Here is a 25,412-nt window from a genome sequence, read left to right on the forward strand (position 1 = left end):
AAGTCATGTTCTTCAGCGCCGCCCCGGTTCCGGTTCCGGGTGCTTCTGGGTCAGTTCGGGCTCCAGGCCCCCGCTCACGTCGGCATGGCCGCGGCCGGCGTCGGCGCGCCAGGCCTCGAAGGCCCAGGCGGTGAGGGCGACCACGGCGAGTCCCAGGAGCCAGCCGCCCACCACGTCACTGAACCAGTGCACGCCCAGCGCGACCCGGGTGAAGCCGACACCGACCACGGACAGTCCCGCCACCCACCAGCAGAGCACCCGCCACGCCCGCGGCACCATCGGCAGCAGGACCAGCAGTCCGATGGCGAACGAGGTGGTGGCGGTCATGGCGTGGCCGGAGGGGAAGGAGAAGCCCGGGGCTTGCGCCACCGGGTCCTCCAGGGACGGGCGCGCCCGCTCCACGATGGTCTTCACCAGCAGTCCGATGACCCCGCCGGCCACCGCCGTGACGGCGGACCAGGCGGCCAGCCGCCACGCCCGCCGGTACAGCAGCCACACGGTCAGTACGGCGACGGCGGTGCGCAGCGTGGTCGGGTCCCACACCCAGTCGGAGAGGAACCGCAGGGTGCTCGTCCACGCCGGGTGGTCCAGTGCGGTGGTGTGCAGCGAGTGCGCCGCACCGGAGTCCAGTCGGCGCAGGGGCTGCCACCGCCCCTCCACGAGCACGAGGAGCAGCCCGAAGGGCACGGCGGCGACGGCGGCGACGGCGGTCGCGCCGAGAAGCCGGGTGCCGAACCTGCGGTCTGCCTCGCGGCGGCGGCGTTCTCGAAGGGTGCGGACGGCGACACGCACGGGCATCAGACTCCCGGGTCGGTTTGGATCGGACCGGGGCGCCGGGCCCGCGAGGCCTCCAGCTGTGCGGCGAAGGACAGTCCGAGGAACAGGGCAATGGACGTCAGGTAGGCCCACAGCACCAGCGACATGAAGGCACTGAGCGGGCCGTAGACGGTGTCGAAGGAACCGCTGATGTCCAGGTACAGGCTGAGTACCCAGGTGAGTGCGGTCCACAGCACCAGGTAGACGACGGCGCCGAAGGCCAGCCAGGTGTAGCCGGGCTGCTGACGGCGTGGCGAGCGGCGGAAGATGGCGCTCGCCGAGATCAGGGCGAGGAGCAGCCCGAGCGGCCAGCGGATGATCTCCCAGGCCGTCTTGGCGCCTCCGTCGAGGTGGTAGACGGCCACGACGGAGGCCGCCAGGTCGCCGCCGGCCACCATGATGATGAATCCGAGGCCGAGCGGTATCCCCGCACTCAGCGACATGACGAGGCCGCGCAGGTACTTCTGGTGGAAGACCCGGTCACGCTCGTTGCCGTAGATCCGGTTGGCGCCGCGCTCTATCTGGCACATCGCCGTCGTCACGTTGACCACCGAGAACACCGCGCCGAACCAGAGGGCGACCGCCGCGCCGTCGCCCGCCTTGTGCCGGCTGCGTTGCAGCGCGTCATCGACGACCTCTGCGCTCGGTCCGGCGGCGAGCCGGTGGATGGTCAGTTCGGCCACCCGGCCGATGTTCTCGGTGTGCAGGGTGGTGGACAGCCCGACGAAGGCGATGGCGAGCGGGATCACCGCCAGCACGGTCTGGAGAGCGAGCGCCCGCGAGTGGCTGAACCCGTCGGCGTAGCGGAACCGGATGAAGGAATCGCGCAGCAGCGGCCAGCCGCCGTAGCGGCGCAAAGACGCCAGCGCCTCGTCGGCCGACAGCTCCTCGCCGCTCATGTCCCGTGTCACCGGGACCTTGGTGGCCGTACCCATCACTTCTCCCGCGACGGCAGCAGCACGGTCAGCGCGCCCGGGCGGACCTCGGCGGTGATACGACGGCCGGGGCCGACCGGATCTCCGTCGAGCTCCCGCGACTGCGGTGTGTCGAAGGTGATGTCGGCGCGCTTGAACGTGAAGAACTCCACCGGCACGCCCTTCCCGGAGTCGTCACCGGTCGCAAGGGTCCGCGGGGCGGTCCCGGCGGAGGTACCGGGGCGCCGCATCAGGGTGCGCACGGCGCGGATCCAGCCGCCGGGGCCACGCGGGTCCAGGACGAGCAGGTCGAGCAGGCCGTCGTCGGGCTGGGCCTCCGGCAGCAGGGTCATCCCGCCCTGCACCGTGCCCACGTTGCCGACGAGCACCATCCGGGCCGTGCGGCTGAAGGCGGGCGCGTCGTCGAGTCGGACCGTCAGGCGCATCCGGGGGGTCCGCAGGGTGCCGACACCGGCCAGGACGTAGGCGGGCCAGCCCAGGTGGGCCTTGGCACGCGGGTCGGTGTGTTCCATCATCGCCGCGTCGAGGCCGGCTCCGGCCATGGCGGTGAAGTGGGTGCCCTGGAGATCGTCGCCCTCGATGTGGCCCAGGTCGAGTCGGTGCGGGCGGCCGGTCAGCGCCGCCTCGAGCGCGGCTGTGGAGGCGAGCGGCAGCCCCAGGTTGCGGGCCAGCAGGTTGCCGGTGCCGCTGGGGACGATGGCCAGCGGTACGTCGCTGTCGGCCATGGCGTCGGCGACGGCGCGGACGGTGCCGTCACCGCCGCAGACCACAACGACGGTCGCGCCCTCGCGGATCGCGCGGGTGGCCTGCCCCGCGCCCGGGTCGTCGGCGGTGGTCTCGATGAACACCGGGTCGCGGTGGCCGTGCCGCTCCAGCGTCTCGCGCAGCTCCTCGCGCGCGGCGGCGTCGGTGACAGTGGGATTGACGATCACGGCGGTGCTGCCGGCCGGGCGTTCCTCATGCCCCTCGTCGGCGGCACGGGCGGCCGGGACGGTGGCCTTGGCGGGCGGCGCCGCCACGGACTTGTCGACGAACAGGGCCCGGCCGACGATCAGCAGGGACAGCCCGCCGTTGGCCATACCGCCCAGGACGTCCGTGGGGTGGTGCATGCCCCGGTAGAGACGGGCGAAGGCCACGATCAGGGGCAGGAGCAGCAGCAGTCCGCCCACGACCTTGCGCCAGGGCCCCCGCATGCGGGACAGCACGATCACCGAGAGACCCGCGTACAGGGCGGTCGCCGCACCGGTGTGACCGGAGGTGTAGCTGGAGGTGGGCGGTGAGGCGTCGAGGCGGTCCACCTCGGGCCGGTGACGGTCCACCGACATGGTGATCACCAGGAACACCAGCGACTGGAGGGAGACCCCGACAGCAAGGAAGACGGCCTGACGCCACATCGGCAGTCGAGGTATCAGGATCAGGGCCAGGCAGGCCAGCAGTGTGCCGATGACGACCGTAAGGGTGTTGCCGGCCTCCGAGGCGATGAAGGACAGGGTGTTGAAAGTGCCCGTACGGACGTTCTCGAAGCCCTCGTTGACGTTGTCCTCGACCGTCAGCGGCCACACGTCCTTGGCGGGACCGGTGATGAGAAGACCGATCCCCACCATCAGGGCCGCCTGGCAGACGGTCAGCACACCGATGCGTGCGGCGGTCTTGCCGGTGCCCCGGGGCATGGTGAACGAGCGGGTGGGTCGCGCGTTCTCCGCTCGGGCGCCGGTGGTTCCGGCGGATCTGTCCGGCACGGTCGTAGGCATCAGGGACTCCCAGGGTCAGCGCAGTACGGCTGGCTTCGGCCCGGTCGGGCGCTCCTCCCGGGTCCACCGCCGTTTGCCCCCGAACCCCTGGAACAGGCCTGTCAGCTCGTGGAAATACGCCAAACCCCTGATTTCGACCGCGGATATGCGTCCTGGTCCGATCGCGGACAGGTGACGGGGACGGCCCCGGCCGCGCCGCTGTGCCGCGACACACCCGAGGCCGTCCCCGACGTGGCTTCCTGAAGTCATGGTTTCCCGGAGCCCGGACGGGCCGGCCGACTCCGGTCGCCCGCCGCCTCAGCCGTGGTACGTGATGTACCCGTTGCCGTCACGGTCGTTGGACGACGCGCTGTACGCGTGCACGTCGGCGCGGGCGCCGGACGGCTTGTACAGGTAGATGGTGTCCTTGTCGTTGTTCCAGAGGAAGTTGCAGTTCTGGCGGTAGACGACGTTGTTCGCGTCCGAGTCGGTGCCGTGTCCGCCGCGGAGCTTGATGTAGTCCCCGGGCTGGAGGTAGTGGTTCGACGGGAACGTGAAGGTGGTGCCCACGGCGTCCTTGACGACGTAGCCCTTCAGGTTCACCGTCGCGCTGGACGAGTAGTTCTTGATCGTCAGGTACTCGCTCCGGGTGTTGCCCGTGGAGCAGCTGTTGGAGTCCCGGCCCGGAGCGTCGTACTGCACGCCCTTGACCTTCAGCGCGGACGAGTACTCGGTGGCCTGCGCCGGAGTGGCGGCGACGGCCGCGAACGCCCCGGCAGCGGCTGCGGTGACTGCCAGGGCAGCACGAATACGCATGAGGATTCCCCCCTCAGTGGTGCGGATGAAGCTCCAGGAGCATATCGAGCGTGTGACTGCGAGGTGACAGGAATGTGTGGGCAACGTAAAGAGCGCCCCGGGTGCAGGGGTGGGGCGAGCCGATTCCGACCGCCTGACCTGGTGTGACGTCGCCCACCTCCCCTTGTCGCCGCGAAGAAGGCCTACCTAAGTTGTGTCCCATGGATCCCCATACGTCCCCCGCACCCCAGGACCGCGACGGAGCAACCGCGGGCGGCGCCGACAGGTCGGCTGCTCCCGCGCTGGTGGACTTCACCGTCGACCTCACCGCGCACGAGGCCCTGCGGCAGACCGAGGTCCTGGCCGCGCTCGGTCCCGACTGGGATCCGATCGAGGCGCTGCGCGGCGAGGAGGCCGCCCGCGCCCTCCTCTACTCCGGCCTCGACGCGGAACAGCAGCGCGTGTACGACGATCTCGTCGCGGCCGGAGTGCTGCCGCGGCGCGGAGACGGCAGTGCTGCCGCTTGATCCCCAGGCGGACGTCGGACGCCGTGCCTGGGTGACCTGCCCGAACTGCGCGGACAACCGCGGGTGCGCGTCGTGCGGGCAGCGTCGGTCGTGCTCCGAACACTGGCGCTACCTGCTCTCCACCACCGGAAGCCTGCTGCATCTGCAGTGTCCGTCCTGCACTCATGTGTGGACCCACGAGACCGGCTTCGGCGCCACCCGTTCCTGGTGGGACCGGATCACGGGCGGCCGCTCGAAGCGCTGACGCACGCCGGGAGATATCCTCCGAAGGCCCCAGGCGGGTCGAGGATCTCCGATGCGCCGCTGTGGGAAGATCGCAGCCCCGCACGACAGAAGTCCGGGCCCGCGCACGTCGTCGTTCACAGATTCGATGACGCTCGTGGCCCACCGGTGGATGACGGACCGGTCCGCGCGGGTAAAGAACCTGTGCGCACCTGCGCGAAGACCCCCACTGCCGAAGGACTGCCGGTCTTGGACCTCCCACACTCCGAAAGCCCTGCCGCACGACGTCCGGGGCGGACATGGACCGTCCGCATCTCCGGCCACAGTGACCGCACGGCGTCCGTCTCCTGCTCCTCTCCCTGCGCGATGCCGCCGCGCTCCCGCGACCTCGCCTCCCTGCGCCGCTTCGCCGAGGCCCATGTCGGCGCGCACGCCCGGGCCGCCACCGTGCATCCCGACGCCGCCTGTGCCTGCCGGCAGACGCAGTGCGCCTCCCACGAGGACAGTCAGGTCCACTGCGCGGGCAGCGTGCTGCTCGTCCTGCGGCACGACCCGGCCGTCGGTCAGGTGTGGACCCTGATGGAAGTCTGCGCCGCCTGCGCCCCCTTGATGACCCACACCCGCGTTCTCGGCCGAGCCCTCCCTCGCACCAGGACACCCGTCGCGCCGGCACCGGCGACCCCTGGTGCCGGGACCCCGGCGGCCGTGCCCGCGGTGCCCGGCGGCTTCAGCGCGCCGAGCGGCCCCGGCTTCAACAGTGGTGACGCACCCGCGGCACCGTCACGGTCCCGCTCCGGCGGCCGCGGCCGTCCCCAGCCCCGGCAGGGCCGCCGGGACCAGGGCAGATCCTCCCGCGGCTGACCACGGCGCGCCGCGGTCACGCGGGGCGCCACCGGTTCTCGGCGCGTGGGATCCCGGTGCGAGGGCCGGGGAACACGCCCATCTCCGCCGGCGATCCGCCGGCGGAATTCCCTCACGCGGCCGGGCTGTCCAGCGGGCGCAGCTCGTCGGCGTACGAGACGGAGACGCGGCGCATGAGTCCGTCCCCGGTGATGTCGTACTGTCCCAGGCGCCACAGCGGCGGCGAGTAGGCGTGCAGCGAGACCGCGTCGTCGGTGGCGCCGGTGAGCCGGTGGATGTGCTCGGGACCGAAGCAGAACGACTCGCCCGCGCCGACCGCCACCGACAGATGACGGCCGCCTATCCGGGGGTTGGACTCGTTCAGCACCCCCTGGACGACCCGGACCGCGCCCGCCGAGATGTCGTGGTCGTGCCAGCCGGTGTCGTTCTGCCGGGTCCAGCACAGCAGCCAGACGTCGACGTACTCGTCGCGGTGCAGCGACGCGTAGTGCCGCTCCTCGTGGGAGAAGGCGACCTGGTCGCGCCAGAGTTCGGGCCGGGCTGCCAGACCGTCGACGAGCCGCTGGAGTTCGTGCTTGTCGAGCGTGCGGTCCGGCAGGGACGAGTACGTCACGGCGGTGTTCCCTTCCAGGATGGGCCCGTCGCACGGATCAGACGCGGCCGTGCAGCAGGCGGGCGGGGTTGACGGTGCGCAGGGCGTGGACGGCGGCGTCCGCGCCCAGATCGGGGACGACGGGAGGGGCGTAGGGCCGGTCGCTCCCGCTCACGACGACGTCGATGCCGGCGGCCCGGACCAGGGCGTCCACCGCGCGCGTGCCGTAGGAGGAGGTGTCGTAGAAGACGTCGAAGTCGACCTCGCCGCGCCCGCCGCCCCGCGCCGCGAGCCGTTCGCCGTGCAGCGGCGCCAGACCCGCGAGCGCCGCGAAGCAGACCCGCAGCCCCGGATGACGGGCACGGCCGAAGGCCCGGAACGCGAACCACGCGCTGTGCAGCTGCTGTTGGTAGGGGACCAGGGCCGCCCACCAAGAGGGGGCCCCGGGACCGGAGGGGGCCGCGCCCGGATGGACGAACAGTGGTCTGTCCAGACGTGTCAGCAGGTCGAGCAGGGGAGCGCACGTGCGCCAGCCGGCGGCGTCCAGCAGTGCTGTGGCCGGGAGTTGCAGTCCCGCACAACCCTGCCGGAGCGTCTGCTCCACCACGTCGGGGTCCGGCGCGCTCAGGCAGGGGGAGGCCCAGACGCCGAACGGCGCGGGCAGCGCCAGAGCGCCCGCGTGGAAGGCATCGAGCAGGGGCAGCGACTCGGCCGGCGGCAGGTACTCGATGCCCAGCGGGCTGGACAGCGACACCAGGGCGAGGCCGAGACCGTCGGCGACGGCCAGCCGCGCACGGGCCTCGACGTCGTGGTCACCGGGGTCCACCGCGAACGGCGGCTCGCCCTCCAGGTGCAGCGTCCAGCCGTCGAGACGTGGAGGCGCGGTGCGCGCCCTGAGCAGCTCGACGAAGGCGGGAGGCCATATGTGCTGGTGGACGTCGATGGGCACCCTGAAGTCCTCGGAGGTCCGTGCGGTGTGGCGGGAGCAGCGATCGGTCATCGGTTAAGCGCTTCAGTGATGCGCTTAACTTAAGCGATTAACAACCTGGCGTGTCAAGCAGGTGCCCGCGATCCGGACGCGGCCCGGTAGGCTTCCCGGCATGGTCAGGCCCCCGAAGCGCACCACCCTCAGGGAGGTGGCCGAGGCCACCGGCCTCTCCACCGCCGCGGTCTCCTACGCCCTGCGCGGCAAACACGTCTCCAAGGAGACCGAGGAACGCGTGCGCAAGGCCGCGGCCGAGCTCGGCTACGAGGCCGACCCCATCGCCCGGGCCCTCGCCAGCGGCCGCACCAGCATGGTCGGCGTCCTCGCGGGCGACCTCCAGGACCTGTGGCAGCAGCAGTTGATGGCCGCCATCGGCCGCGAACTCCTCGCCGGCGACCGCTACGCGCTGATCCTCGACGCGGGCGGCGACCCCGACCGGGAACTCGTCCTCGCCAAGCAACTGCGCGACCAGCGCGTCGACGCTCTCCTCGTGTCCCCCGTGAACCCGGCCGCCGAGGAGTGGACGGCGATCGCCGACGCCCTGCCCGTCGTCGCGGTCGGAGACTCACTGAGCCGGGCCCGCACGGTCGGGCAGGTCATCTTCGACAACCGGGCCGGCATCGACGCCGTCCTGGAATACCTCCACGGACTCGGCCACCGCCGGGTCACCGTCCTGACCCCGACCCGGCCGAGCACCCCCGACCGGCCCGCCGACGTGTACGTGCGCGAGGCGGCCGACCGCATAGGGCTGCGGGCCGAACTCGTGCCCTGTCCACAGGAGTTGGGCGCGGCGACCGTCGTCGCCCGAGGCGTTCTCGAAGGGGACGTGCGGGCCACCGCCGTCTTCTGCTTCTCCGACTCGCTCGCCTACGGCGTGTACGCGGCCGCGGCCGAGGCCGCGCTCGTCGTGGGACGGGACGTCTCCGTGGTCGGCTTCGACGACCACCCCGTCTCCCGCGTTCTCACCCCACCGCTGACCACCGTCGGTTGGGGGCTGACCCAGATCGCCGCGGAGGCCGCCCGGCTGACCGCCTCCGCGATCGAGGGCAAGCGCGTGCGCAAGAAGCGGATCCTGTGCGCCCCGATGATGTGCGCCCGCGGCTCGGCCGTCGCCCTCTGAGCATCCGGCGCACCGTACGGGTCAGGGGCAGTGGTACGTGAGCCGCGTCTCGACGCTGCGGCGCACCGGGGACAGCACACGCAACTCGGCACGCGCCGTGTACCGGCCTTCCCCTTGGAAGGTCCACAACAGGTGCAGGTGCGCCCGTTCCTGACCTTGTGTCATCTCCTCGTGCAGCACCTTCGAGGAGGTGCCGTCGCTGCGCACCCAGCGGTAGGCGAGTTCCCCCGGCCGGCCGTCGGTGGTGACGGCGGCGACGATGTCCACGGTCGTGTCGCATCCGGGCGAGGACGACGTGGCGGAGACCGCGATGCCCTCGACGCCCACGGAGGGCCCGGAGCGGTGCCACAGGAGGAACGCGACGACGGCCAGAAGCGCCAGGGCCGGCAGGACGTGCCGCCGCCAGGTCCGGCGGGGAGTCGGGACCGAGACGGGCGCCGCAGTCGATCGGCGTACGGTGTCCGCGTTCACCCCGGGCCCGAAGCGCAGCAGGGTTCCCTCGACCCGGTCGGGCGGTGTGTCGGGCACCGTCGGCTCCGACAGCGCCCGGGTGGTCGAAGTCCCGCCGAGGGCAAGAGTGTCGGAGGCCCGCGTGCCGGTCTGGTCGGTCTCGGCGGTGTCGGGCCGCTGGATCCAGTGGCTGGCCAGCACGGTCGCGCTGTAGTCGTCGTCGGACGGCGCGGGAGCGCCGGGGTGTTCGTTCATCCGATCGTGCACCGCCTCGTCATCAGCTGCTGCGAGGCGCCGCCGTCCGCGGAGACGGGCTGCGTCCCGGCCCGGACACTCCAGTAGCAGCCCGTGCCCTGGAAGGTGTGGTCGAGGGCGATGGTGTACTGGGTCGAGCCGCTGCGCCGGTAGGTGTCAGCCCCTCCGTCTGGGGCGCCGGGCTGTCCACTGGCGTCACCGGTGGACCACGTGACCGTGATGTCGACGGGGCCGGTTCCGTCCGTGGTGACGGTGACCGACGCTGTGGCGGTCGCCGTGCCGGTCTGCCGGAAGCCGCCGAACACCACCGACTTGACGCCGACTTCGGGCGACGGGGAGGTCGTCGTGGGTGCGGCCGTCGTGGGTGCCGAGGTCGTCGGCGGCGCGAGGGTGGCGGTGGTGGATGCCGACGAAGGCGTCGGTGTCACGCTGCCGTCGGTCGGAGGGGCGGACGCGGTCACCGTGGGGACGGTCGAGTCGGACGACGACGCGGACGGTGTCGGGGAATCCGGGTCCGCCGTCACGGGGATCCCGCCGGTCGCGTCCGGGTGTGCACTCGTGGTGGCGAGGGCCTGTGTCGCCTGTCCCGGGTCGCCGAGGCCGGGCGCCTGCCGGTCGATGCCGTACGTCAGCAGGAGGGCCGCGACGATCGCGGCCACCGAGACGAGCAGCGAACGGCCGCCAGGACGCCAGGCACGCAGCACGTCGGGAGTCCTGCCGAGGACGGTGCGCGCCGTGTCCGTGACGCTGTTGCGCGGCGTGGCGGGGGCATGGGGCAGAAGGAGCAGCGAGAGCGCGGCGAGAGCCGCGAGGCGTCCCCGTCCGCGTTCCTCCCAGTCCGGTCCGTACGCGCGGCCCGCGGTGGCCTCCAGCTCCGCCACGAAGTCCTCGGCGTCGGTGGGACGTTGCTCGGGCGTCTTCGCCAGCCCGCGGCGCACCAGGGAGCGGACGGGCTCCGGCGCCTCGTCGGCGGGGATGGGTCCGTCCACGTGCTGCAGCGCGAGCTCGGCGAGGTTCTCGCCCGTGTAGGGCTTCCGGCCGGTGAGGCATTCGAAGAACGTGGCGGTCGCGGCGTACACGTCGGCGGCCGGGGACGCGGGGGCGCCGGTCCACTGTTCCGGAGCCATGTACGACGGAGTGCCCGCGATACCCGCGGTCGTGCCGTCGGCGGCGGCGATCCCGAAGTCCACCAGCTTCGAGGTGCCGTCGGAACGGACGAGCACGTTCTCCGGCTTGTAGTCGCGGTGCACCACGCCGATCCGATGGGCGTCCGCGAGCCCGAGCAGGGAGCCCTTGAGCAGGACGAGCGCGGCCTCGGGGGAGAGGGGCGCCTCCCTGCCGAGCAGCGTCCGCAGACTGACGCCGTCGACCAGTTCCATGACGATCGCCGCGCCGTCCGGGCTCTCCACGTACTCGTACAGTCCTGCCACGTGGGCGCTGCGCAGGCCTCCGAGCAGCCGGGCCTCCGCCCTGAACTCCCGCACGAAACCCGGGCGGGTACGCAGCGACTCACTCAGATACTTGACCGCGACGGGCAGCCCCGTCTCCCGGTGCACGGCCAGCGCGACCCGTCCGCTCGCCCCCGACCCGAGTTCCCGTGACTCGGCGTACCCCGGTACCGCCCACGTGCTCATGCCCCACCCCCCGAGACCTGGGACACGTGAGGCGCTCCGGCCCCCACGCGCTCCCAGCCGTGTGCTGTGAGACACGATCCAGGCCGGATCGGTTCCAGCCGTCAGGGACCGGAACACCAGGCCTGCCACGCCTCCTCGGCGCAGCCGTGCCAGCGCACACGGCGGTCGCGGGCGAGGAGGGAACGCCAGGGTTCTTCGGCCATGACGTGGAACACGCGGGGGCCGTCGGGCAGGAACGCGCCGCGCGGTTCCTGGGCACCGGACAGCTGGGCCTGCCGCAGGTCGAGGAAGACCACGGCCTGCTGCCCGCACCTCTCCCGCAGCACGGCGGAGAGGTACGGGGCCGCGGACCGCGGAAGCCGCCCCTCCACCACGATCCAGCTGCGGCGGCCCGCCAGCGCGATGATCCGGGCACGAGCCGATCCCGCCATGACCGTCCTCCCTCGGAGTCCTCCTCAGTCATCCGTAGCCGGAGCGGTCGCGGATTGGCCCGATGCGGCAACGGAAGTGGATCGGTTCGCGGACCCTGCCTCCGCCGGGCTCCCGGACGAGGCCGTTCGGTCGACACGCGCCGCCCTCCTCGGGTGAAGCGGGTCGTCCTGGAGAGCGGTGGGCAGGACCTCAGGCTCAGTTGATGTCGAACGTGACGACGGCCCGAGCGGGGGAACGGAACCGGCCGGGGACGACGGGGGACCGCTCGATCAGGACGTTCACTCCAGTACCCGGGCCCCTGGTGATGTAGCTCCAGGCGGGTCCCTTCAAGGCCGGGCCGCACAGTCCCTTGGGGAGTTCCCCCTCGTCCGTCGCGAGCGCGTAGGCGCTGCCGTACTGCTCGTCGAACGGCTTCGCGTCCTGCGGCAGGAGTCCCGCGCGGTGCAGGTAGTCCGGCATCCGGTCGCTGAGGAAGGAGACCTGGGCGGTGCCCTCGCGGGTGGCGTAGTGGACGTCCGAAGCATCCGCGGGGAGCGGGACGCCGCCGGCCGAGATCACTTTGGGCAGCTCGGTCGTGCTGCCCTCACAGGCCCGCGCGTCCCCGAACGGCTTGAACAGCTCGTCCTGGAACAGCCACACGATCCCGCCCGCGAGCAGGGCGAGGACGACGACCGCGACGCCCGTGCGGACCGGCCAGCGCCGTGCGCCCCCGCGGCCGGCGTCCGGCGCGTCCTCCGGGTTCGGCGCCGCGGTCTCTTCGAGGGTCGCTCTGCCGCCGCTCATCGGCCGACCTCCAGGTCCGCGAGATCCTCGGCGGTCAGCTTCAGCGTGCCCGCGTCGATGTTCTCCTCCAGGTGGGCGGGTGATCCCGTGCCGGGGATGAGGAGGATGTTCGGTGACCGGGCGAGCAGCCAGGCGAGGGCCACCTGCGGCACGGTCGCGCCGTGACGGGCGGCGACGGTGTCCAGTCGCTCGGCGGTGACGGGCTGGAAGCCGCCCACCGGGAAGAAGGGCACATACGCGATGCCGGCAGCGGCGCAGGCGTCGACGAGGACGTCGTCGTCCCGTCGGGACAGGTTGTAGAGGTTCTGGACGCAGGCGATCGGAGCGATCGCGCGCGCAGCCTCGAACTCCTCCAGCGTGACGTTGGAGACACCGAGGTGCCGGATGAGGCCCTCGTCGCGCAACGCGAGCAGGGCCTCCAGAGGATCCGCGAGGGAGGCGCCGGGCCGGTCGACGTCACCCATGCGCAGGTTCACCACGTCGAGCCGGTCCAGGCCCAGGGAGCGGAGGTTCGCCTCCACGCCGCGGCGCAGGTTGTCGGGGGTGAGGCCGGTCTTCCGGTCGGCGGGCAGCGCGATGTCGGCCCCCTCGACCAGCGCGCCCACCTTCGTCACGATCACCAGGTCGTCCGGGTAGGGGTGCAGCGCCTCCCGGATCAGCTCGTTGGCGGCCACCCCGTCCCGGGCGTAGTAGTGCGAGGTGTCGAGATGGTTCACCCCACGCTCCACGGCGCGGCGCAGGACGCCGAGAGCGGTCTCCCGGTCCGGCCGGTCGCCCCGCGGCCAGCCGGTCAGCTTCATCGTCCCGTAACCGATGCGTGCGACGTTCAGGTCGCCGCCCAGTGCCCATCGTTCTGCTGTCACGATCATCACCTTAGTGGGCCGCGTTCAGGTGCGATCTTGTCGACCGGATCCGAAGAAGACGTCGAACGGGCGGCAGCTTCGGGTCGGTTGTGTTGCCGCCGTCATGATCAGCGGATCCGGGCGGTGGACGGACGAAGGGACGACGGCCGGGAGACGCCCCGTGGCGTCTCCCGGACGTCGTCCCTCGTGGGTCAGGACCCGGACAGCTCCGCGCGGACCGTGCGGGCCGCGGTGACCAGGTTCTCCAGAGAGGCTCGGGTCTCGGGCCAGCCGCGGGTCTTCAGCCCGCAGTCGGGGTTGACCCACAGGCGTTCGGCCGGGATGGCCTCAAGTCCCTTGCGCAGCAGGGCGGACGCCTCGTCGGCGCTCGGCACACGCGGTGAGTGGATGTCGTAGACCCCCGGGCCCGCCTCGCGCGGATAGCCGTGCTCGGCGAGTTCGCCGGCGACCTGCATGTGGGACCGCGCGGCCTCCAGGCTGATGACGTCGGCGTCGAGGTCGTCGATCGCCTGGACGATGTCCCCGAACTCGGCGTAGCACATGTGGGTGTGGATCTGCGTGTCCGGCCGGACACCCGCGGTGGTGAGGCGGAACGCCTCGGTCGCCCAGTCCAGATAGGCGGGGCGGTCCGTCGCGCGCAGCGGCAGGGTCTCGCGCAGTGCGGGTTCGTCGACCTGGATCACCGAAGTGCCCGCCGCCTCCAGGTCGTTCACCTCGTCGCGCAGGGCGAGGGCGACCTGTCGGGCGGTGTCGCCGAGCGGCTGGTCGTCGCGGACGAAGGACCAGGCGAGCATCGTGACCGGCCCGGTGAGCATGCCCTTGACGGGCCGGTCGGTGAGCGACTGGGCGTACGTCGTCCAGCGCACCGTCATCGGCTCCGGGCGGGAGATGTCGCCGGCCAGGACCGGCGGCCGCACGTACCGGGTGCCGTAGGACTGGACCCAGCCGTGCTGCGTGGCCAGGTAGCCGGTGAGCTGTTCGGCGAAGTACTGCACCATGTCGTTGCGCTCGGCCTCGCCGTGCACGAGGACGTCCAGGCCGGTCTTCTCCTGGAAGGCGATGACCTCGCCGATCTCGCTCCTGATGCGCTCCTCGTATCCGGCGACGTCGGTGCGTCCGGTGCGCAGGTCGGCCCGGGCCGCGCGGAGTTCGGTGGTCTGGGGGAACGAGCCGATGGTGGTGGTCGGCAGCAGCGGGAGGCCGAGGTGGGCGCGCTGGGCGACGGTCCGTTCGGCGTAAGGCTGCGAGCGGTGGGAGTCGGTGGCCGTGATGGCGGCGGCGCGGGCGCGTACGGCGGGGTCGTGGGTGAGCGCCGAGCCCGTGCGGGCGGTGAGATCGGCCCGGTTGGCGGCGAGTTCGGTCGCGATGGCGTCCGTGCCGTGCGACAGCCCCCGGGCGAGCGTGACGATCTCGGCGGTCTTCTGGCGGGCGAAGGCGAGCCAGCGCAGGACCTGCGGTTCGATGGCGCGCTCGACGGCGGTGTCCAGAGGCACGTGCAGCAGCGAGCAGGAGGCGGCCACGTCGACCTGCCCGGCCAGACCCAGCAGGGTGCCCAGTGTGGCGAGCGACCTCTCCAGGTCGTTGACCCAGATGTTGCGGCCGTCGACGACCCCGGCGACGAGCCGCTTGCCCGGCACACCGCCGACGGCGGCGAGCGCGTCCAGGTTCGCGGCCGCCGCGTCGGTGAAGTCGAGGGCGAGTCCCTCGACCGGAGCCTTGGCGAGGACGGGCAGGGCTTCGCCGAGCCGGTCGAAGTACGACGCGACGAGCAGCTGCGGACGGTCGGTGCGAGCGCCGAGGACGCGGTAGGCGCGCTCGGCGGCGTTCAGTTCGGCGTGCGTACGGTCCTGGACGAGAGCGGGTTCGTCGAGCTGGACCCACGGGGCGCCTGCGGCACGCAGGTCGGCGAGCACCTCGGTGTAGACGGGCAGCAGCCGGTCCAGGAGGGTCAGCGGGTCGAAGTCCGCGGACACACCCGGGGCGGGCTTGGCGAGGAGCAGGTAGGTGATGGGGCCGACCAGGACGGGACGGGCCGACAGGCCGAGCCCCAGGGCCTCCTCGAGTTCGGCGACCTGCTTGGACGAGTCGGCGGTGAAGACGGTGTCGGGGCCCAACTCGGGGACCAGGTAGTGGTAGTTCGTGTCGAACCACTTGGTCATCTCCAGCGGCGCCACGTCCTGGGTGCCGCGGGCCATCGCGAAATAGCCGTCGAGGGCGTCGGCGGTGACGGCCTCCCGGTGACGCTCGGGGACGGCGCCGACCATGACGCTGGTGTCCAGGACGTGGTCGTAGTACGAGAAGTCGCCGGTCGGTACTTCGCCGATGCCGGCTTCGGCGAGCTGCCGCCAGGTGGAGCTGCGCAGTTCGGCCGCGGTGGCACGGAGGGCGTCGGCGCTGACACGGCCCTTCCAGTAGCCCTCGATCGCCTTCTTCAGTTCCCGGTTCGGACCCTGGCGGGGGTAGCCGTACACGGTGGCCCGTGCTGCCGCGGCTGCGGTCTTCGTGGTCACGGAAATCTCCTTCGCGAGATGTCTCCCTGGATCCCGATGGGAGCCGCGAGCGCGAAGGGTGACGTACCGGGCGGGAGGACGTGGCGCGCCGGAGCGCGGCCGTGCCGCCAGGTATGTACGCCGACCCGCCCACGAGGTCACCGGGATGTCCGCACGCGATGGGTCGCGCACGGGCAGCGGGCAGGTCTTCGGACTCGCGGGCACGCCCTCCGGACGGAGGTCACCTACTGGCCGTCGCTTCCCAGACCCGGCCGGGCCCAGTGCGTATGACGGCGGTCGTTCCCGCTCACCGCTGCGGGGCAGTCCCGGATTCCCACCGGGTTCCCTCTTACGACGCATCCCGCCTGGCGGACGGGGCGAACCAGCTGCGGACATCACCCTATGCGGACGGACGCCGTGCTGGGGAGAACGCCCACATCCCGGACGGTCGTACGCGACGCCCGGATGGGGATCCGAGCACGTCAACGGGTGTACGGAGGGCGGCGGACGGCCCTGGAGACGCGCCCGCGCCCGCGTCCCGTCAGGCGGAAGGCCCGGGGAAGCCCCGGGTGCCGTCGAAGGCGAGTTTCGCGAACCGTTCGCCGATACGCCGGTGGGTGGCGGCGTCGGGGTGGAGCGCGTCGGGCAGCGGCAGTTCGACGGCATCGGCCTCTCCGTACAACTCCCGTCCGTCGAGGTAGTACAGGTTCGGGTCCGCGGCGGCCCGCTGCTCCACGATCCCGGCGAGTTCGGCACGGATGATCTGGAGCGTCAGCTTTCCGCTCGCGCGCTCGGCGGGGTCGCCGGCGGCGCGGAACCGCAGTCGTCCGCTGCTCAGCGCCGTGAGGTCCGGCAGGCTCGGGCCGGGCGTGTCCTCGTGGATCGGGCACAGGATGGGGGAGAGGACCAGCAGCGGTGCGGTGGGGTGGCCCTCGCGGACGGTGTCCAGGAAGCCGTGCACGGCGGGCGTGAAGGCCCGCAGTCGCATCAGGTCCGTGTTGACGACGTTGATGCCCAGCTTGACGCTGATGAGGTCGGCGGGGGTGTCGCGCAGGGTACGGGCGGTGAACGGGTCCAGCAGGGCGCTGCCGGCCAGTCCCAGGTTGATGAGTTCCACCCCGGCCAGCGAGGCGGCCAGTGCGGGCCAGGTCGTGCTGGGGCTCGCGGCGTCGGAGCCCTGGCTGATCGAACTGCCGTGATGCAGCCACACCGAGCGGCCGTGGTCCGGCGTGGGCTCGACGGGGGCGTCGGTGCGCAGGGCCACGAGTTCGGCGGTCTCGTTGTGCGGCAGCCAGATCTCGACGTCCTTCGGGCCGTCGGGCAGGTCCGTGAAACGAACGGTGCCGACCGGGCCGGGTGTGGTCGTCGCCGAGCCCGTGGTCATGTCGAGGGTGAGCGTGTTGCCGCCCGATGCGGTCGACCCATCCAGAAGGCGCCCGTCGACCACGAGGTCGTACCGCCCGTCGGGCCGTGGCGGGGCGCCCACGTAGACCCGCTTGGTCGGGAGGGTGTCCAGCTCGATGGTCGTGGCGCGCGTGCTGAAGGCCAGCCGAACGCCCGAGGGCTGGGCCTCCGCCATGGCCAGTTGAGCGTCGGCGCACTGGGCGCGGGCCCGGGCGGGCAGCCGGTGGGGCAGCAGACCGACGGCGGTGCGCTCCAGCTCGATGGCGCCCCGCACCAGGTCGGCGGTGACGGGTGTGGTGATCCGGTCGTGCTCGCTCTGCATGATGATCTGAGCCTGTCGTTCGGGGGATTCGTACGGTGCCGACGCTGCGGAACCCGGCGAGCGCTGTCTGCCGGTGAACCCGTCGGTCCTGCCGCCTCGGTCAGGGCGCGGGCCAGTTCCGCAGCAGGGAGTCCAGGGCGTCCAGGACGCGTGACCAGCTCTCCTGCGAGTCCGGGGCGCTGTGACTGAACCCGCCCGACATCTCCAGACTGACGTAGCCGTGGAAGACGCTCCCGAGCATGCGGACCGCATGGGTCTGGTCGGGTTCCACCAGGTCGTAGCCCCGCAGGATCGCCCGCGTCATCTGTGAGTGCCGCCCGCCCGCGCTGGCGGCGGCCGCCTCCGGGTCCAGCCGCAGCTGCGCCGCGGCATAGCGGCCCGGGTGCTCGCGTGCGTAGTCGCGGTAGACGTTCGCGAAGGCGGTCAGGGCGTCCTTCCCGGCGCGTCCGGCCAGGGCTGTCGCCCCACGGTCGGCGAGCTCGTCGAGGGCGAGCAGGGCGATCCGTGTCTTGAGGTCGTGCGAGCTCTTCACATGCGAGTAGAGACTCGCGACCTTGACGTCGAACTGCCTGGCCAGCGCAGAGACGGTCACCTGGTCGAAGCCGACCTCGTCGGCCAGCTCGGCTCCCGCCCGCGTCAGACGTTCCGTGGTCAGTCCTGCACGAACCATAGTGATCCTCTCTTCCGGCAGAACTGATTATGCATTTGCCTAATAGGTTTAGGCAAATTAGCGTAGGTGTCATGAAGCCGTTGACCGAGCAAGAGATCCGTGCCGCCTTCGTGAACTGCACGAAGGGCGAGGCGAAGCGCCTCTCCGTCCCGCGCGACCTGGCCGACCGCCCCTGGGACGACCTCGACTACCTCGGCTGGCGCGACCCCCAGTCACCCGAACGCACCTACATCGTCGTCGAGTTGGACGGCGGCCTCCGCGCGCTGGCCCTGCGCTGCCCCGCCCAGACCTCCGGGCATATGCGCCGCAGCATGTGCTCGCTGTGCGTGACCACCCACACCGGAGGCGTGTCCCTCATGGTCGCGCCCAAGGCGGGCAAGCAGGGGCAGCAGGGCAACTCGGTGGGCGCCTACATATGCAGCGACCTCGCCTGCTCGCTGTATGTGCGCGGCAAGCGCGACGCGGGCGTCGGCGGACGGATGCACGAGTCGCTGACCCTGGAGGAGAAGATCCAGCGCACCGTGACGAACCTGGCGGCGTTCGTCGCCAAGGTGACGGCATGAGGGACACATGGTCTTCCCGGGCCGCGGCTCGGGAAGGTGCCGGGCGCGGGGAGACGGAGAGCTGAGGCGCGACGCCGTGCCCGTCCGGGCGCGGCGAGGCGTAACGGTTCCCCGTTCCTCGCGGACCGGGTGCCTGACGTCGGACGGTCAGCCGGCGCTGGCCTCCACGGGCTGCTCGGTGCTCGCCGCGGTGGCCGCCGGCTTGTGGCCGTCGGTCGCCGTGTAGAAGACGGACGTGCCCTGCTTGGCACGGTGGGCGTGGCTCTTCGCCACGAGGTTCTCCAGCGTGGTGCGCACGACATTCGTCTGGATACGGCGGTCGGGGTGGGTCTTGCCCAGCGCCGTGGACACCTCCGCGGCCGAACGGGGCTCACCCTGGGCGGTGAGGTAGCCGCGGATCAGCTCGACGAGGGTGGGCTGACCCGAGACGGCCTTGGCCGCGGGCTTCTTGACGGAAGCGGCCTTGGCGCCGGACGACTTCGCATCCGCGGTCTTCGCAGCCCCGGTCTTCGCGTCGGACGCCTTGGCGGCGACCGTCTTCGACGCGACATCCTTCGCACTGCCGGCGGTCTTGGCGCGCGACCGGGTGCCCTTGGCGTCAGTGGTCTTCGCGGCCTTGGCCGCCTTGGCCGGGCTCGTCGCCCTGGCGGCGGACTTCTGCTGGGGCACGGACGGCGCCGCGGGCTTGACCGCCTTGGTGGGGACGGCCTTCTCCGTGACACCGAGGGCCTGGTGGAGGCTCGTCAGGACGGAGTGGTCGTGGCGCAGCGCGTTCAACTGCTCCTGGAGGGCGTCGATCTCCGCACCGATGCGCTCCTGCTCCTTGGTGTTGCGGTCCAGGTCGCCGATGACCTGGGCCGTGTACTGCGATGTCAGCTCGGTGGAGGACGTGGTGTCGGGCATGGTGTGACCTTTCGTCGGTGCACGACCGCCACATGAACACACATGGAGCGGCCGGAGGGCGAGGCGCGTCCTGGCGACCGCGCTGGAGGACGGGGCGCGCAGCCGCACCTGCTGCGTCGTGCCCCGGCCTACCGATAGTACGGACAGGGGGCACCTGTTGTTCCCGTCGCGCGAAGGTTGGCCCCCGGGAGAGGGTGACTTGTGGCGCGGGATTGACTTCCTCACGGCCGATGTGGGTGCCGGCGGCGGCCCCGCCCGAGTGTGTGGGCGTCTTTCGGGTACCCGAGTTCCACGGCACGGTAGGCATGAAGGAAATGGGAGCGAGGACAGGTACATGGCGGTCAAGGCGATGGGCTGGGCGCACTCGTTCCCGGTCTCCGGCGGCGTGAGGGCCGGACGACAGTGGACCCGCAGGCACCTGGAGTCCCTGCCCTGGACGGCCCAGGAACCCGACACGGTGGACGCCGTCGTCCTGACGGTGTCCGAACTCCTCACCAACGCGCACATCCACGCGCGCAGCGACGCGGCTCTGGTCCTCACCTGGGACGGCGACTGCCTCCATGTGAGCGTCCACGACGAGGACCCCACCCTGCCCCGCCAGCGCGATCCGGAACCGGGCGCGGTCTCCGGCCGGGGCGTGGGCATCGTGCAGATGCTCGCGGACGACTGGGGTATGAAGTGCCAGCGTCACGGCAAGACGGTGACGGCCTGTTTCCGCCCGGAGAGCGCCCACCAGCAGGGTGACGGCGGCTGAGCGCTCACCCTCTCGCACGGAGTCGGCCCGCTCGGGACGCCGGTGCGAACAGGCCGACCTTCAGGATGCGGTCACATGAACACGCCGGGTGGGGAGCCGAGTCGACATCGGCTCCCCACCCGGCGTGCTCTCACTTGCGCCGTACGGCCGTGAAGGTGTGGGTGCCCGCTCCGAGACCGGAGACGGTGACCTGGTGGTCGGAGACCTGCACCGTGCGGTCCGACGGCCGGCGGCCGTCCCAGAGAACGCGTCGGCCCGCCCGCACCGTCACCTCACGCGCGTCCATCGGGAAGGTGAGCGCTCCACGGGTACCGCCGGGTACATGGACGGTCACGTCGAACGCGGTGCGCTCCGCTTCCCAGCTGACCTGCAACGGACCGTGCGGCGTCGGCAGTTGGCCCTGCGCCCAGCTGACGCCCGCGGGCTGGGGGCGTACCTCCCAGGTGGCGTAGCCGGGGGAGGTCGGTCGGGCGCCGAGCAGTTGATGGGTGAGGGCGGGCAGGACGCCGGTGGACCAACCGTGCGCCATGCTCGTGTAGGCACCCTCGTACAGTGATCCGCCGGGGCCGATGCCCTCCCAGTTCGTGATACCGGGATCGTGGCTGTCCATCCAGCCGTACGTGCGCCGGATCTGGTCGACCGCCGACTCGGCCCTGCCGCTCTCGAAGCGGGCCACGATCTCGGGGTACGAGGTGAACGCGTACACCCGCTGCGAGGCATCGCCGAAGATGGTGTCGTTGTCCATGAACGCGTTGCCGTACGGCCGGTGTGTGGTGGCGTCCAGGTGGGCCAGCGCCGAGGCGGCGCGCTCGGCGTCGGCTATCCCCGCGGTGATGGCGATCGAGTTGCCGTCCTGCGCGTGGCGTACCGGGCCGGTAGCGGAGTCGAGATAGGCGCCGGCGTCAGCATCCCAGAGGTGGGCGTTGACGGCGTCCTTCACCGCGCCCGCACGCGCTTCCCAGCGCTGCGCGTCGGCCTCGTGCCCCAGCCAGCGTGCCATCCGCGCCGCGTCGTCGAGAGCCTGGACGTAGTTGGCGTTGTAGTAGGTGATGCGACCGGTGCGGTCCAGGAAGGCGTAGTCGCCGTAGCCGCCGGTGTTGTTGAGCCCCTTGCTGAGGAGGCCCGCACTGTCGGTGACACTCGGGTACCAGGTGTCGAGCGCCTTGAGCAGGTTCGGGTAGTACCGGCTCGCGTAGGAACGGTCTCCCGTGTAGAGGACGTAGTCCCAGCTGCACGTCACCCACCACAGCGGATAGTCGAACAGCGGCAGCCCGTAACCCGAGATGGAGGCCGGCGGTATCCAACCGTCGGCCCGCTGATGTTCGGCGAGGTCGGCCAGCACGTTGCGTGCGGCGGCGGCCGCGTCGTCGTGTGTCAGGTACAGGGTCCGCGCCGACACGGCCAGGTCGCCGACGTACGGGTCCCGGTCACGCTTCGGCCCGTCGTGCAGCACGAGCTTGCCCTCCAGCGAAGGACTCCAGGCGTTGCGCGGGTCGACGTCGTCCTGGCGGAAGGTGTCCGTCACCAGCTCGTTGGTGTACGAGGCGCCGTACCAGTAGCGGTTGAGGTCGTCGTCGGAGCAGAGGAACCAGCCGCGGTACGTGCTCGGCGTGCCGAGGTAGGCGGTGAAGTCGAGGCTGACGGAGTCGATCTCGACGGTTCCCCACGGCTGTGCGACGGGCGCGTCGCCGGCCAGCGCGTCGAGGGTGATCTTGAGGTACCGGAAGCCGTGCAGGCCGTCGGCGTAGACCTTGCCGTCGGACTGGTAGCCCTTGTGGTCGGTCCAGTCGGCGCCCCTGGCCGGCACGGCGAACTGGTCCGTCCCCTGGCCGGCGCCGCCGGACTGGTCGGAGCGGGTGAAGTCGGAGCGGTCGGTCAGGAACTGCTTCGTCTCGGAGAACGCGAGCCGTACACCGGGTGAGTTGTCGGACGCGGAGGTGAACCGGACGCGCGGGAACCCCACCACGACCTTGCCGAAGTCCACGGTGACGCTGGGTGCCGCCACCGGGGCGACGGGCTCGGGCCACACCTCGTTGACCCGGGTGAAGGCACCCTTCGGGGTGTCCTGGACGCCTGTGACGGTGATGCGGATCCGGGTGGTGGTCACCGTGGGGGAGAACGGCACCGCCCGCTGGATGACATCGTTGTCCTTCACCGTGGCGACGGTCTGCCAGGCGTCGTCCTTCCAGGCGTCCACCGTGAAGTCGGTCGGCACGCCGTCGCCGTTGGAGATCAGCGTGATGCCGGACATCTCCCGTGCCGCCGGCACCGTGATGGTCAGGGTGTCGGGGAACACGCCGATCGTGTCGTCGTTCCAGAAGGTTCCCGGGTCGCCGTCGATCGCGTTCTTGGCGTCGTACGTCCGCGGCTGCCCGTCGTTGCCGTTGTTCCCCGCGTGAGCCGACGATGCCTCGGCCGCGGTGCCTTCGGGCCAGCGCGGGGCGGCGGCGGGCCGGGGTCGCCGCAGCACGGCCCTCGCGCCGCCCGGCTTCAACAGGCCCTCGGCGCCGCTCACATCACCGGTGGAGGCGATGACCCGTACGGGCCGCACGGTCCGGGAGGCCGGGGCCTGCACGTACCCCTGCCACCCCTTTGCCGCACGGGGTACCGATGGCGCCGGCGCCCCGGCCCCGTCCGTTCTCCCGGCGGCGGACGCGGCCCCCGCGAACGGGACCCCGGCGGCGGTCACGGCCAGGGCCCCGGCCCCGGCGACGACGACCGCCCGCCGGGAGGGGCCGGTCCCCGGAGTGCTGTCTGGAGTGCTGTGCGACGACATGGCGCCTCATTCCTCAGTGACTGAAACGATTCAATCGTGACGGGCGAGGCGACGCTATCCCAGGAGGTGGGCGGCGTACAGGTGTTGAGCAGGGGGAGGTTGGGTTCGCGGTCGGACCGGGCCGGCCTCCCATGGCGGAGCGTGTGACGCTCACCCGTTCGGTTGCCGGGTATCGGGTCCGCCGCTGCCTACCCTGTGAGCGGATCCGCGAGGGGCGAAACCGGGCGAAACCGTCCGCCCTCGTTCAGGGTCGGTACCACCCCGTTGCGGTCGTCACCATCGGAGATCACGCATGAACGAGCACAAGAACGTGAACGCGCTGCCCCGGCGTCAATTCATCGCGCTCTCGGGCGCGGTCGGTGCCGCCACACTGCTGACGGGTGCGGGCGCGACGGGGAGCGCCGCCGCGACGGACGATCCGGGGCGCGGCGAGAGCCCCTGCACATGCCCCGTTCCGCCCACCTCGCCGCCCGGGTCGGGCCAGAGCCCCTGTCCTCCGTCTCAGATGCAGGCTCTCTGCGGCAGCCTCACCGACAACGATCCGCTCTGGCACGACGTCCAGTACTGCACGCGGGGCATCGTCCCGCCCGCGCCGCAGCCCAAGCCCGACTGTCTGAAGACGACGCCCAACTACGTCGTGCTGCACGGAAAGCCCGAGACGCAGCACAACTACCTCTTGCTCCCCAGCTGCCGGATCACGGGTATCGAATGTCCGTTCCTCGTGACCTCCGGGGTGGCGAACTACTGGAACGACGCCTGGGAGAACGCGAGGAGCGGGGGCGGCGTTCCTGTTCAGTACCCCGACATCGGACTGGGCATCAACTCGAAGGGAGCACGGCGCTTCGACCAGATGCACATCCACCTGGCCGGCGTCCGGGCCGGCACGCAACGACGCCTTCAGGAACTCGACACGATGGGCCGCATGGCGACGCACCCCGCGCAGTGGGCCGCCACGGCCAACCAGGCCCCCATCACCGGCACCGGAGGTTCGGGCGACCGCACGTACCGCATTCTCAAACTGACCGACCTCAGGCAGAACCTCTTCGCGCTGTTGAACCAGTACGTGGTCCGGCCGAACGGGCTGAGCATGGCGGACCAGACGCTGATCGTGGTGCCGAAGACGACCGCCACCGGAGTCGCGGGGTTCTACGTCCTCAACAGCGACACGTCCCTGCACGGCGGCACCAGCACCTGTGACTACCTGCTCGTGTACGCCTGACGGCGGCCTGACGCCGGGTGCCGAGGGCCGACGCAACCTGCCTGACAGGGAGCCAGGTCGGCCGTGGGCACCCGGCGGTCCTCGTGGACAGCGAGGTGCTCACCGTCCGGTGGGCAGCGTCCCGGCCGGCTCCTGCCACCGCACCCGCTCAGTCTCCCCGTCGGAAAGAAACGCCGCCAGCTCTCGGGCCTCCTCCGCCACGCTGTCCCGGGTGGCTCGGGACAGTGCGTACAGAGGTGTGACGGTCACCCCGGCGCCGGTGAACTGCCAAGTCGCCGCGACACGGCCGTCGATCAGGACCACGCGTTCGCCGGCCACCGACAGGCCGCGGTGGGCGTCGTCGATGATCCGGCCGCGATCCTGGTAGCCGAGGATCGCGTTGTCGAACGCCGGCAGGAACCGCACCGGGGCCGGGGTGTCCGGGTCCGGACGGGGGGCGTCGGGCAGGTCCAGGAGTTCCCGGCCCCGCTCGTCGCGGAAGGAGACCAACTCCCCCCGTACGGCGGACACCGCGGCCGGGAGTCCGGCGAGCCCGCACCACGCACGGAGATCCGCCGAGGAGGCCGGGCCGAACGCGGCCAGGTAGCGTCGCACCAGCGCCTCGCCGACGGGGTCCGTGCCGCCCGGCGGCGGAGGGTCCACCTCCCTGCCCAGCCATGAGGCCAGTGCGACGTTCCGCACGCCCGCCTTCGTGCGCCACAGCCCTCGCGGTGGAGCCTGTGCCACCGGGACGAGTGCGGCGATCACCATCTCACCCAGGGCCCGCCGCCCGGGCTCCGGCCAGCGGGCCGCCAGCACGCGTACCACCTCGGACGTCGGACGCGGCTCACCGTCCGCCATCAACTCCGAGGCCGCCGAGGCGAGTTCGTCGAGGTCGACCCCGTCGAGCTCACGCCGGTAGACCCCGAGCACCCGTTGACGCAGCATGGCGTCGTGCCGGGACCGCCAGGCGAGGACGTCCTCCGCCGTCAGCAGGTGCACCGTGCGCCGCATGAGATGCGCCCGCACCACGCTCCGCCCCGTCAACAGGACGGACAGAGAACCCGGTTGGAACGCCCGCAGTCGTGACCACAGCCCGGTGTACGGCTCCTGGGGTTCCTGCGCCTGGAGTCCGCACAGGTGCGCGATCGCCTCGTGCGTCGGAAGGTCGGCACGGTCGAGCAGCAACTGGCGGGCGAGGGTCGCGCGGTTGAGCGACCGGTCGTCGAGAACGGTCGTCATCGCCGCACCACCCGCCTGCGGATACCCGCCGCTGCAGGGTGCGATGCCGTGGCACCTCCGACGGGCTTCCAGGTCCTGGTCACACTGTTCC

At 71.6% G+C, this 25,412-nt stretch carries 24 protein-coding genes and 1 riboswitch; of the genes, 7 read left to right on the forward strand and 17 right to left on the reverse strand.

The features are described 5' to 3' along the window. Positions 1-12 precede the first annotated feature (12 nt). The 4 genes from B0675_RS24990 to B0675_RS25005 all read right to left on the reverse strand — a co-directional run bounded on the left by B0675_RS24990 (position 13) and on the right by B0675_RS25005 (position 4,297). Positions 13-798 (reverse strand): phosphatase PAP2 family protein, encoded by a 786-nt coding sequence (locus B0675_RS24990; protein ID WP_081221278.1) that lies wholly within the window; start codon positions 796-798, stop codon positions 13-15. Beyond that, positions 798-1,751, reverse strand: a complete 954-nt coding sequence (locus B0675_RS24995; RefSeq protein ID WP_081221279.1) for a YihY/virulence factor BrkB family protein — start codon at positions 1,749-1,751, stop codon at positions 798-800. The genes B0675_RS24990 and B0675_RS24995 overlap by 1 nt, the downstream gene beginning before the upstream one ends. Beyond that, complete coding sequence (locus B0675_RS25000; RefSeq protein WP_081221281.1) at positions 1,751-3,502, reverse strand: diacylglycerol kinase family protein; 1,752 nt, start codon at positions 3,500-3,502, stop codon at positions 1,751-1,753. The genes B0675_RS24995 and B0675_RS25000 overlap by 1 nt, the downstream gene beginning before the upstream one ends. Positions 3,503-3,799: 297 nt before the next feature. Beyond that, positions 3,800-4,297 (reverse strand): lamin tail domain-containing protein, encoded by a 498-nt coding sequence (locus B0675_RS25005; protein WP_081221284.1) that lies wholly within the window; start codon positions 4,295-4,297, stop codon positions 3,800-3,802. Between the two features lie 200 nt (positions 4,298-4,497). On the opposite strand from B0675_RS25005, the gene B0675_RS25010 reads away from it, so the two are divergent. The 3 genes from B0675_RS25010 (at position 4,498) to B0675_RS25020 (ending at position 5,886) form a co-directional block, all read left to right on the forward strand. Next, on the forward strand, positions 4,498-4,803 hold the full coding sequence (locus tag B0675_RS25010) for a DUF6400 family protein (RefSeq protein ID WP_107482726.1): 306 nt from the start codon (positions 4,498-4,500) through the stop codon (positions 4,801-4,803). Further along, positions 4,790-5,047, forward strand: a complete 258-nt coding sequence (locus B0675_RS42075; protein WP_081221287.1) for a hypothetical protein — start codon at positions 4,790-4,792, stop codon at positions 5,045-5,047. The genes B0675_RS25010 and B0675_RS42075 overlap by 14 nt, the downstream gene beginning before the upstream one ends. 344 nt (positions 5,048-5,391) lie before the next feature. Then, entirely contained in the window at positions 5,392-5,886 is a 495-nt protein-coding gene (locus B0675_RS25020) for a hypothetical protein (RefSeq protein WP_081221289.1), read from the forward strand. 112 nt (positions 5,887-5,998) lie between these two features. Here B0675_RS25020 and B0675_RS25025 read toward each other — a convergent pair whose 3' ends face one another. Together B0675_RS25025 and B0675_RS25030 are read right to left on the reverse strand one after the other, a co-directional pair. Further along, positions 5,999-6,499, reverse strand: coding sequence for a cysteine dioxygenase family protein (locus B0675_RS25025; RefSeq protein WP_081221290.1), 501 nt, complete (start codon positions 6,497-6,499; stop codon positions 5,999-6,001). Positions 6,500-6,536: 37 nt separating this feature from the next. Further along, positions 6,537-7,478, reverse strand: coding sequence for an amidohydrolase (locus tag B0675_RS25030; RefSeq protein WP_081221291.1), 942 nt, complete (start codon positions 7,476-7,478; stop codon positions 6,537-6,539). Positions 7,479-7,578: 100 nt separating this feature from the next. On the opposite strand from B0675_RS25030, the gene B0675_RS25035 reads away from it, so the two are divergent. Continuing rightward, the gene (locus B0675_RS25035) at positions 7,579-8,583 is read left to right on the forward strand and encodes a LacI family DNA-binding transcriptional regulator (protein WP_081221292.1); all 1,005 of its coding nucleotides are present in this window, start codon (positions 7,579-7,581) and stop codon (positions 8,581-8,583) included. Positions 8,584-8,604: 21 nt separating this feature from the next. Here B0675_RS25035 and B0675_RS25040 read toward each other — a convergent pair whose 3' ends face one another. The 8 genes from B0675_RS25040 to B0675_RS25075 form a co-directional block, all read right to left on the reverse strand. Further along, complete coding sequence (locus tag B0675_RS25040) at positions 8,605-9,288, reverse strand: hypothetical protein (RefSeq protein ID WP_081221293.1); 684 nt, start codon at positions 9,286-9,288, stop codon at positions 8,605-8,607. Further along, a complete protein-coding gene (locus B0675_RS25045) occupies positions 9,285-10,922 on the reverse strand; it encodes a serine/threonine-protein kinase (RefSeq protein ID WP_081221294.1) in 1,638 nt (545 codons plus the stop codon). Before B0675_RS25045 ends, B0675_RS25040 begins: the two co-directional genes overlap by 4 nt. 101 nt (positions 10,923-11,023) lie before the next feature. After that, the gene (locus B0675_RS25050) at positions 11,024-11,353 is read right to left on the reverse strand and encodes a hypothetical protein (protein WP_081221295.1); all 330 of its coding nucleotides are present in this window, start codon (positions 11,351-11,353) and stop codon (positions 11,024-11,026) included. A gap of 196 nt (positions 11,354-11,549) precedes the next feature. Beyond that, positions 11,550-12,137, reverse strand: a complete 588-nt coding sequence (locus B0675_RS25055; RefSeq protein ID WP_241539869.1) for a hypothetical protein — start codon at positions 12,135-12,137, stop codon at positions 11,550-11,552. Then, entirely contained in the window at positions 12,134-13,000 is an 867-nt protein-coding gene (locus tag B0675_RS25060) for an oxidoreductase (protein WP_179165364.1), read from the reverse strand. Before B0675_RS25060 ends, B0675_RS25055 begins: the two co-directional genes overlap by 4 nt. Before the next feature lie 191 nt (positions 13,001-13,191). Continuing rightward, complete coding sequence (metE, locus tag B0675_RS25065) at positions 13,192-15,510, reverse strand: 5-methyltetrahydropteroyltriglutamate--homocysteine S-methyltransferase (protein WP_081221299.1); 2,319 nt, start codon at positions 15,508-15,510, stop codon at positions 13,192-13,194. 161 nt (positions 15,511-15,671) lie between these two features. Beyond that, a riboswitch (cobalamin riboswitch) is annotated at positions 15,672-15,891 on the reverse strand. A 139-nt stretch (positions 15,892-16,030) separates the two neighbouring features. Further along, positions 16,031-17,215, reverse strand: coding sequence for a GDSL-type esterase/lipase family protein (locus B0675_RS25070; RefSeq protein WP_081221302.1), 1,185 nt, complete (start codon positions 17,213-17,215; stop codon positions 16,031-16,033). Positions 17,216-17,315: 100 nt separating this feature from the next. Then, complete coding sequence (locus B0675_RS25075; protein WP_081221304.1) at positions 17,316-17,885, reverse strand: TetR/AcrR family transcriptional regulator; 570 nt, start codon at positions 17,883-17,885, stop codon at positions 17,316-17,318. A gap of 71 nt (positions 17,886-17,956) precedes the next feature. Between B0675_RS25075 and B0675_RS25080 the strand changes: the two genes are divergently transcribed. Continuing rightward, complete coding sequence (locus tag B0675_RS25080) at positions 17,957-18,448, forward strand: FBP domain-containing protein (RefSeq protein ID WP_081221307.1); 492 nt, start codon at positions 17,957-17,959, stop codon at positions 18,446-18,448. A 147-nt stretch (positions 18,449-18,595) separates the two neighbouring features. Here the strand turns inward: B0675_RS25080 and B0675_RS25085 are convergent, their stop codons facing one another. Continuing rightward, positions 18,596-19,351, reverse strand: coding sequence for a hypothetical protein (locus tag B0675_RS25085; RefSeq protein ID WP_081221310.1), 756 nt, complete (start codon positions 19,349-19,351; stop codon positions 18,596-18,598). Positions 19,352-19,685: 334 nt separating this feature from the next. Here B0675_RS25085 and B0675_RS25090 point away from each other — a divergent pair, with 334 nt between their 5' ends. Continuing rightward, complete coding sequence (locus B0675_RS25090; protein ID WP_081221313.1) at positions 19,686-20,105, forward strand: ATP-binding protein; 420 nt, start codon at positions 19,686-19,688, stop codon at positions 20,103-20,105. 130 nt (positions 20,106-20,235) lie between these two features. On the opposite strand, the gene B0675_RS25095 is transcribed toward B0675_RS25090, so the two are convergent. Next, positions 20,236-22,680, reverse strand: a complete 2,445-nt coding sequence (locus B0675_RS25095) for an alpha-L-rhamnosidase C-terminal domain-containing protein (protein WP_241539870.1) — start codon at positions 22,678-22,680, stop codon at positions 20,236-20,238. A gap of 493 nt (positions 22,681-23,173) precedes the next feature. On the opposite strand from B0675_RS25095, the gene B0675_RS25100 reads away from it, so the two are divergent. Continuing rightward, positions 23,174-24,100 carry a CDP-diacylglycerol diphosphatase gene (locus B0675_RS25100; RefSeq protein WP_241539871.1) on the forward strand — a complete coding sequence of 309 codons (927 nt, stop codon included), beginning with the start codon at positions 23,174-23,176 and terminating at the stop codon, positions 24,098-24,100. 99 nt (positions 24,101-24,199) lie between these two features. Here B0675_RS25100 and B0675_RS25105 read toward each other — a convergent pair whose 3' ends face one another. Further along, positions 24,200-25,321: a winged helix DNA-binding domain-containing protein gene (locus tag B0675_RS25105; RefSeq protein ID WP_081221318.1), complete on the reverse strand. Its 1,122-nt coding sequence runs from the start codon at positions 25,319-25,321 to the stop codon at positions 24,200-24,202. Between the last annotated feature and the right edge of the window lie 91 nt (positions 25,322-25,412).

Origin of the sequence: Streptomyces sp. M41(2017), assembly GCF_002078175.1 — a bacterium.
Taxonomy (GTDB): domain Bacteria; phylum Actinomycetota; class Actinomycetes; order Streptomycetales; family Streptomycetaceae; genus Streptomyces.

What these genes read in the sequence shown, in the direction of transcription:
- B0675_RS24990 (WP_081221278.1), bottom strand. Translation starts at nt 798, where the DNA reads ATGCCCGTGCGTGTCGCCGTCCGCACCCTTCGAGAACGCCGCCGCCGC.
- B0675_RS24995 (WP_081221279.1), bottom strand. Translation starts at nt 1,751, where the DNA reads ATGGGTACGGCCACCAAGGTCCCGGTGACACGGGACATGAGCGGCGAG.
- B0675_RS25000 (WP_081221281.1), bottom strand. Translation starts at nt 3,502, where the DNA reads ATGCCTACGACCGTGCCGGACAGATCCGCCGGAACCACCGGCGCCCGA.
- B0675_RS25005 (WP_081221284.1), bottom strand. Translation starts at nt 4,297, where the DNA reads ATGCGTATTCGTGCTGCCCTGGCAGTCACCGCAGCCGCTGCCGGGGCG.
- B0675_RS25010 (WP_107482726.1), top strand. Translation starts at nt 4,498, where the DNA reads ATGGATCCCCATACGTCCCCCGCACCCCAGGACCGCGACGGAGCAACC.
- B0675_RS25020 (WP_081221289.1), top strand. Translation starts at nt 5,392, where the DNA reads ATGCCGCCGCGCTCCCGCGACCTCGCCTCCCTGCGCCGCTTCGCCGAG.
- B0675_RS25030 (WP_081221291.1), bottom strand. Translation starts at nt 7,478, where the DNA reads ATGACCGATCGCTGCTCCCGCCACACCGCACGGACCTCCGAGGACTTC.
- B0675_RS25035 (WP_081221292.1), top strand. Translation starts at nt 7,579, where the DNA reads ATGGTCAGGCCCCCGAAGCGCACCACCCTCAGGGAGGTGGCCGAGGCC.
- B0675_RS25040 (WP_081221293.1), bottom strand. Translation starts at nt 9,288, where the DNA reads ATGAACGAACACCCCGGCGCTCCCGCGCCGTCCGACGACGACTACAGC.
- B0675_RS25045 (WP_081221294.1), bottom strand. Translation starts at nt 10,922, where the DNA reads ATGAGCACGTGGGCGGTACCGGGGTACGCCGAGTCACGGGAACTCGGG.
- B0675_RS25050 (WP_081221295.1), bottom strand. Translation starts at nt 11,353, where the DNA reads ATGGCGGGATCGGCTCGTGCCCGGATCATCGCGCTGGCGGGCCGCCGC.
- B0675_RS25055 (WP_241539869.1), bottom strand. Translation starts at nt 12,137, where the DNA reads ATGAGCGGCGGCAGAGCGACCCTCGAAGAGACCGCGGCGCCGAACCCG.
- B0675_RS25070 (WP_081221302.1), bottom strand. Translation starts at nt 17,215, where the DNA reads ATGCAGAGCGAGCACGACCGGATCACCACACCCGTCACCGCCGACCTG.
- B0675_RS25075 (WP_081221304.1), bottom strand. Translation starts at nt 17,885, where the DNA reads ATGGTTCGTGCAGGACTGACCACGGAACGTCTGACGCGGGCGGGAGCC.
- B0675_RS25080 (WP_081221307.1), top strand. Translation starts at nt 17,957, where the DNA reads ATGAAGCCGTTGACCGAGCAAGAGATCCGTGCCGCCTTCGTGAACTGC.
- B0675_RS25085 (WP_081221310.1), bottom strand. Translation starts at nt 19,351, where the DNA reads ATGCCCGACACCACGTCCTCCACCGAGCTGACATCGCAGTACACGGCC.
- B0675_RS25090 (WP_081221313.1), top strand. Translation starts at nt 19,686, where the DNA reads ATGGCGGTCAAGGCGATGGGCTGGGCGCACTCGTTCCCGGTCTCCGGC.
- B0675_RS25100 (WP_241539871.1), top strand. Translation starts at nt 23,174, where the DNA reads ATGAACGAGCACAAGAACGTGAACGCGCTGCCCCGGCGTCAATTCATC.
- B0675_RS25105 (WP_081221318.1), bottom strand. Translation starts at nt 25,321, where the DNA reads ATGACGACCGTTCTCGACGACCGGTCGCTCAACCGCGCGACCCTCGCC.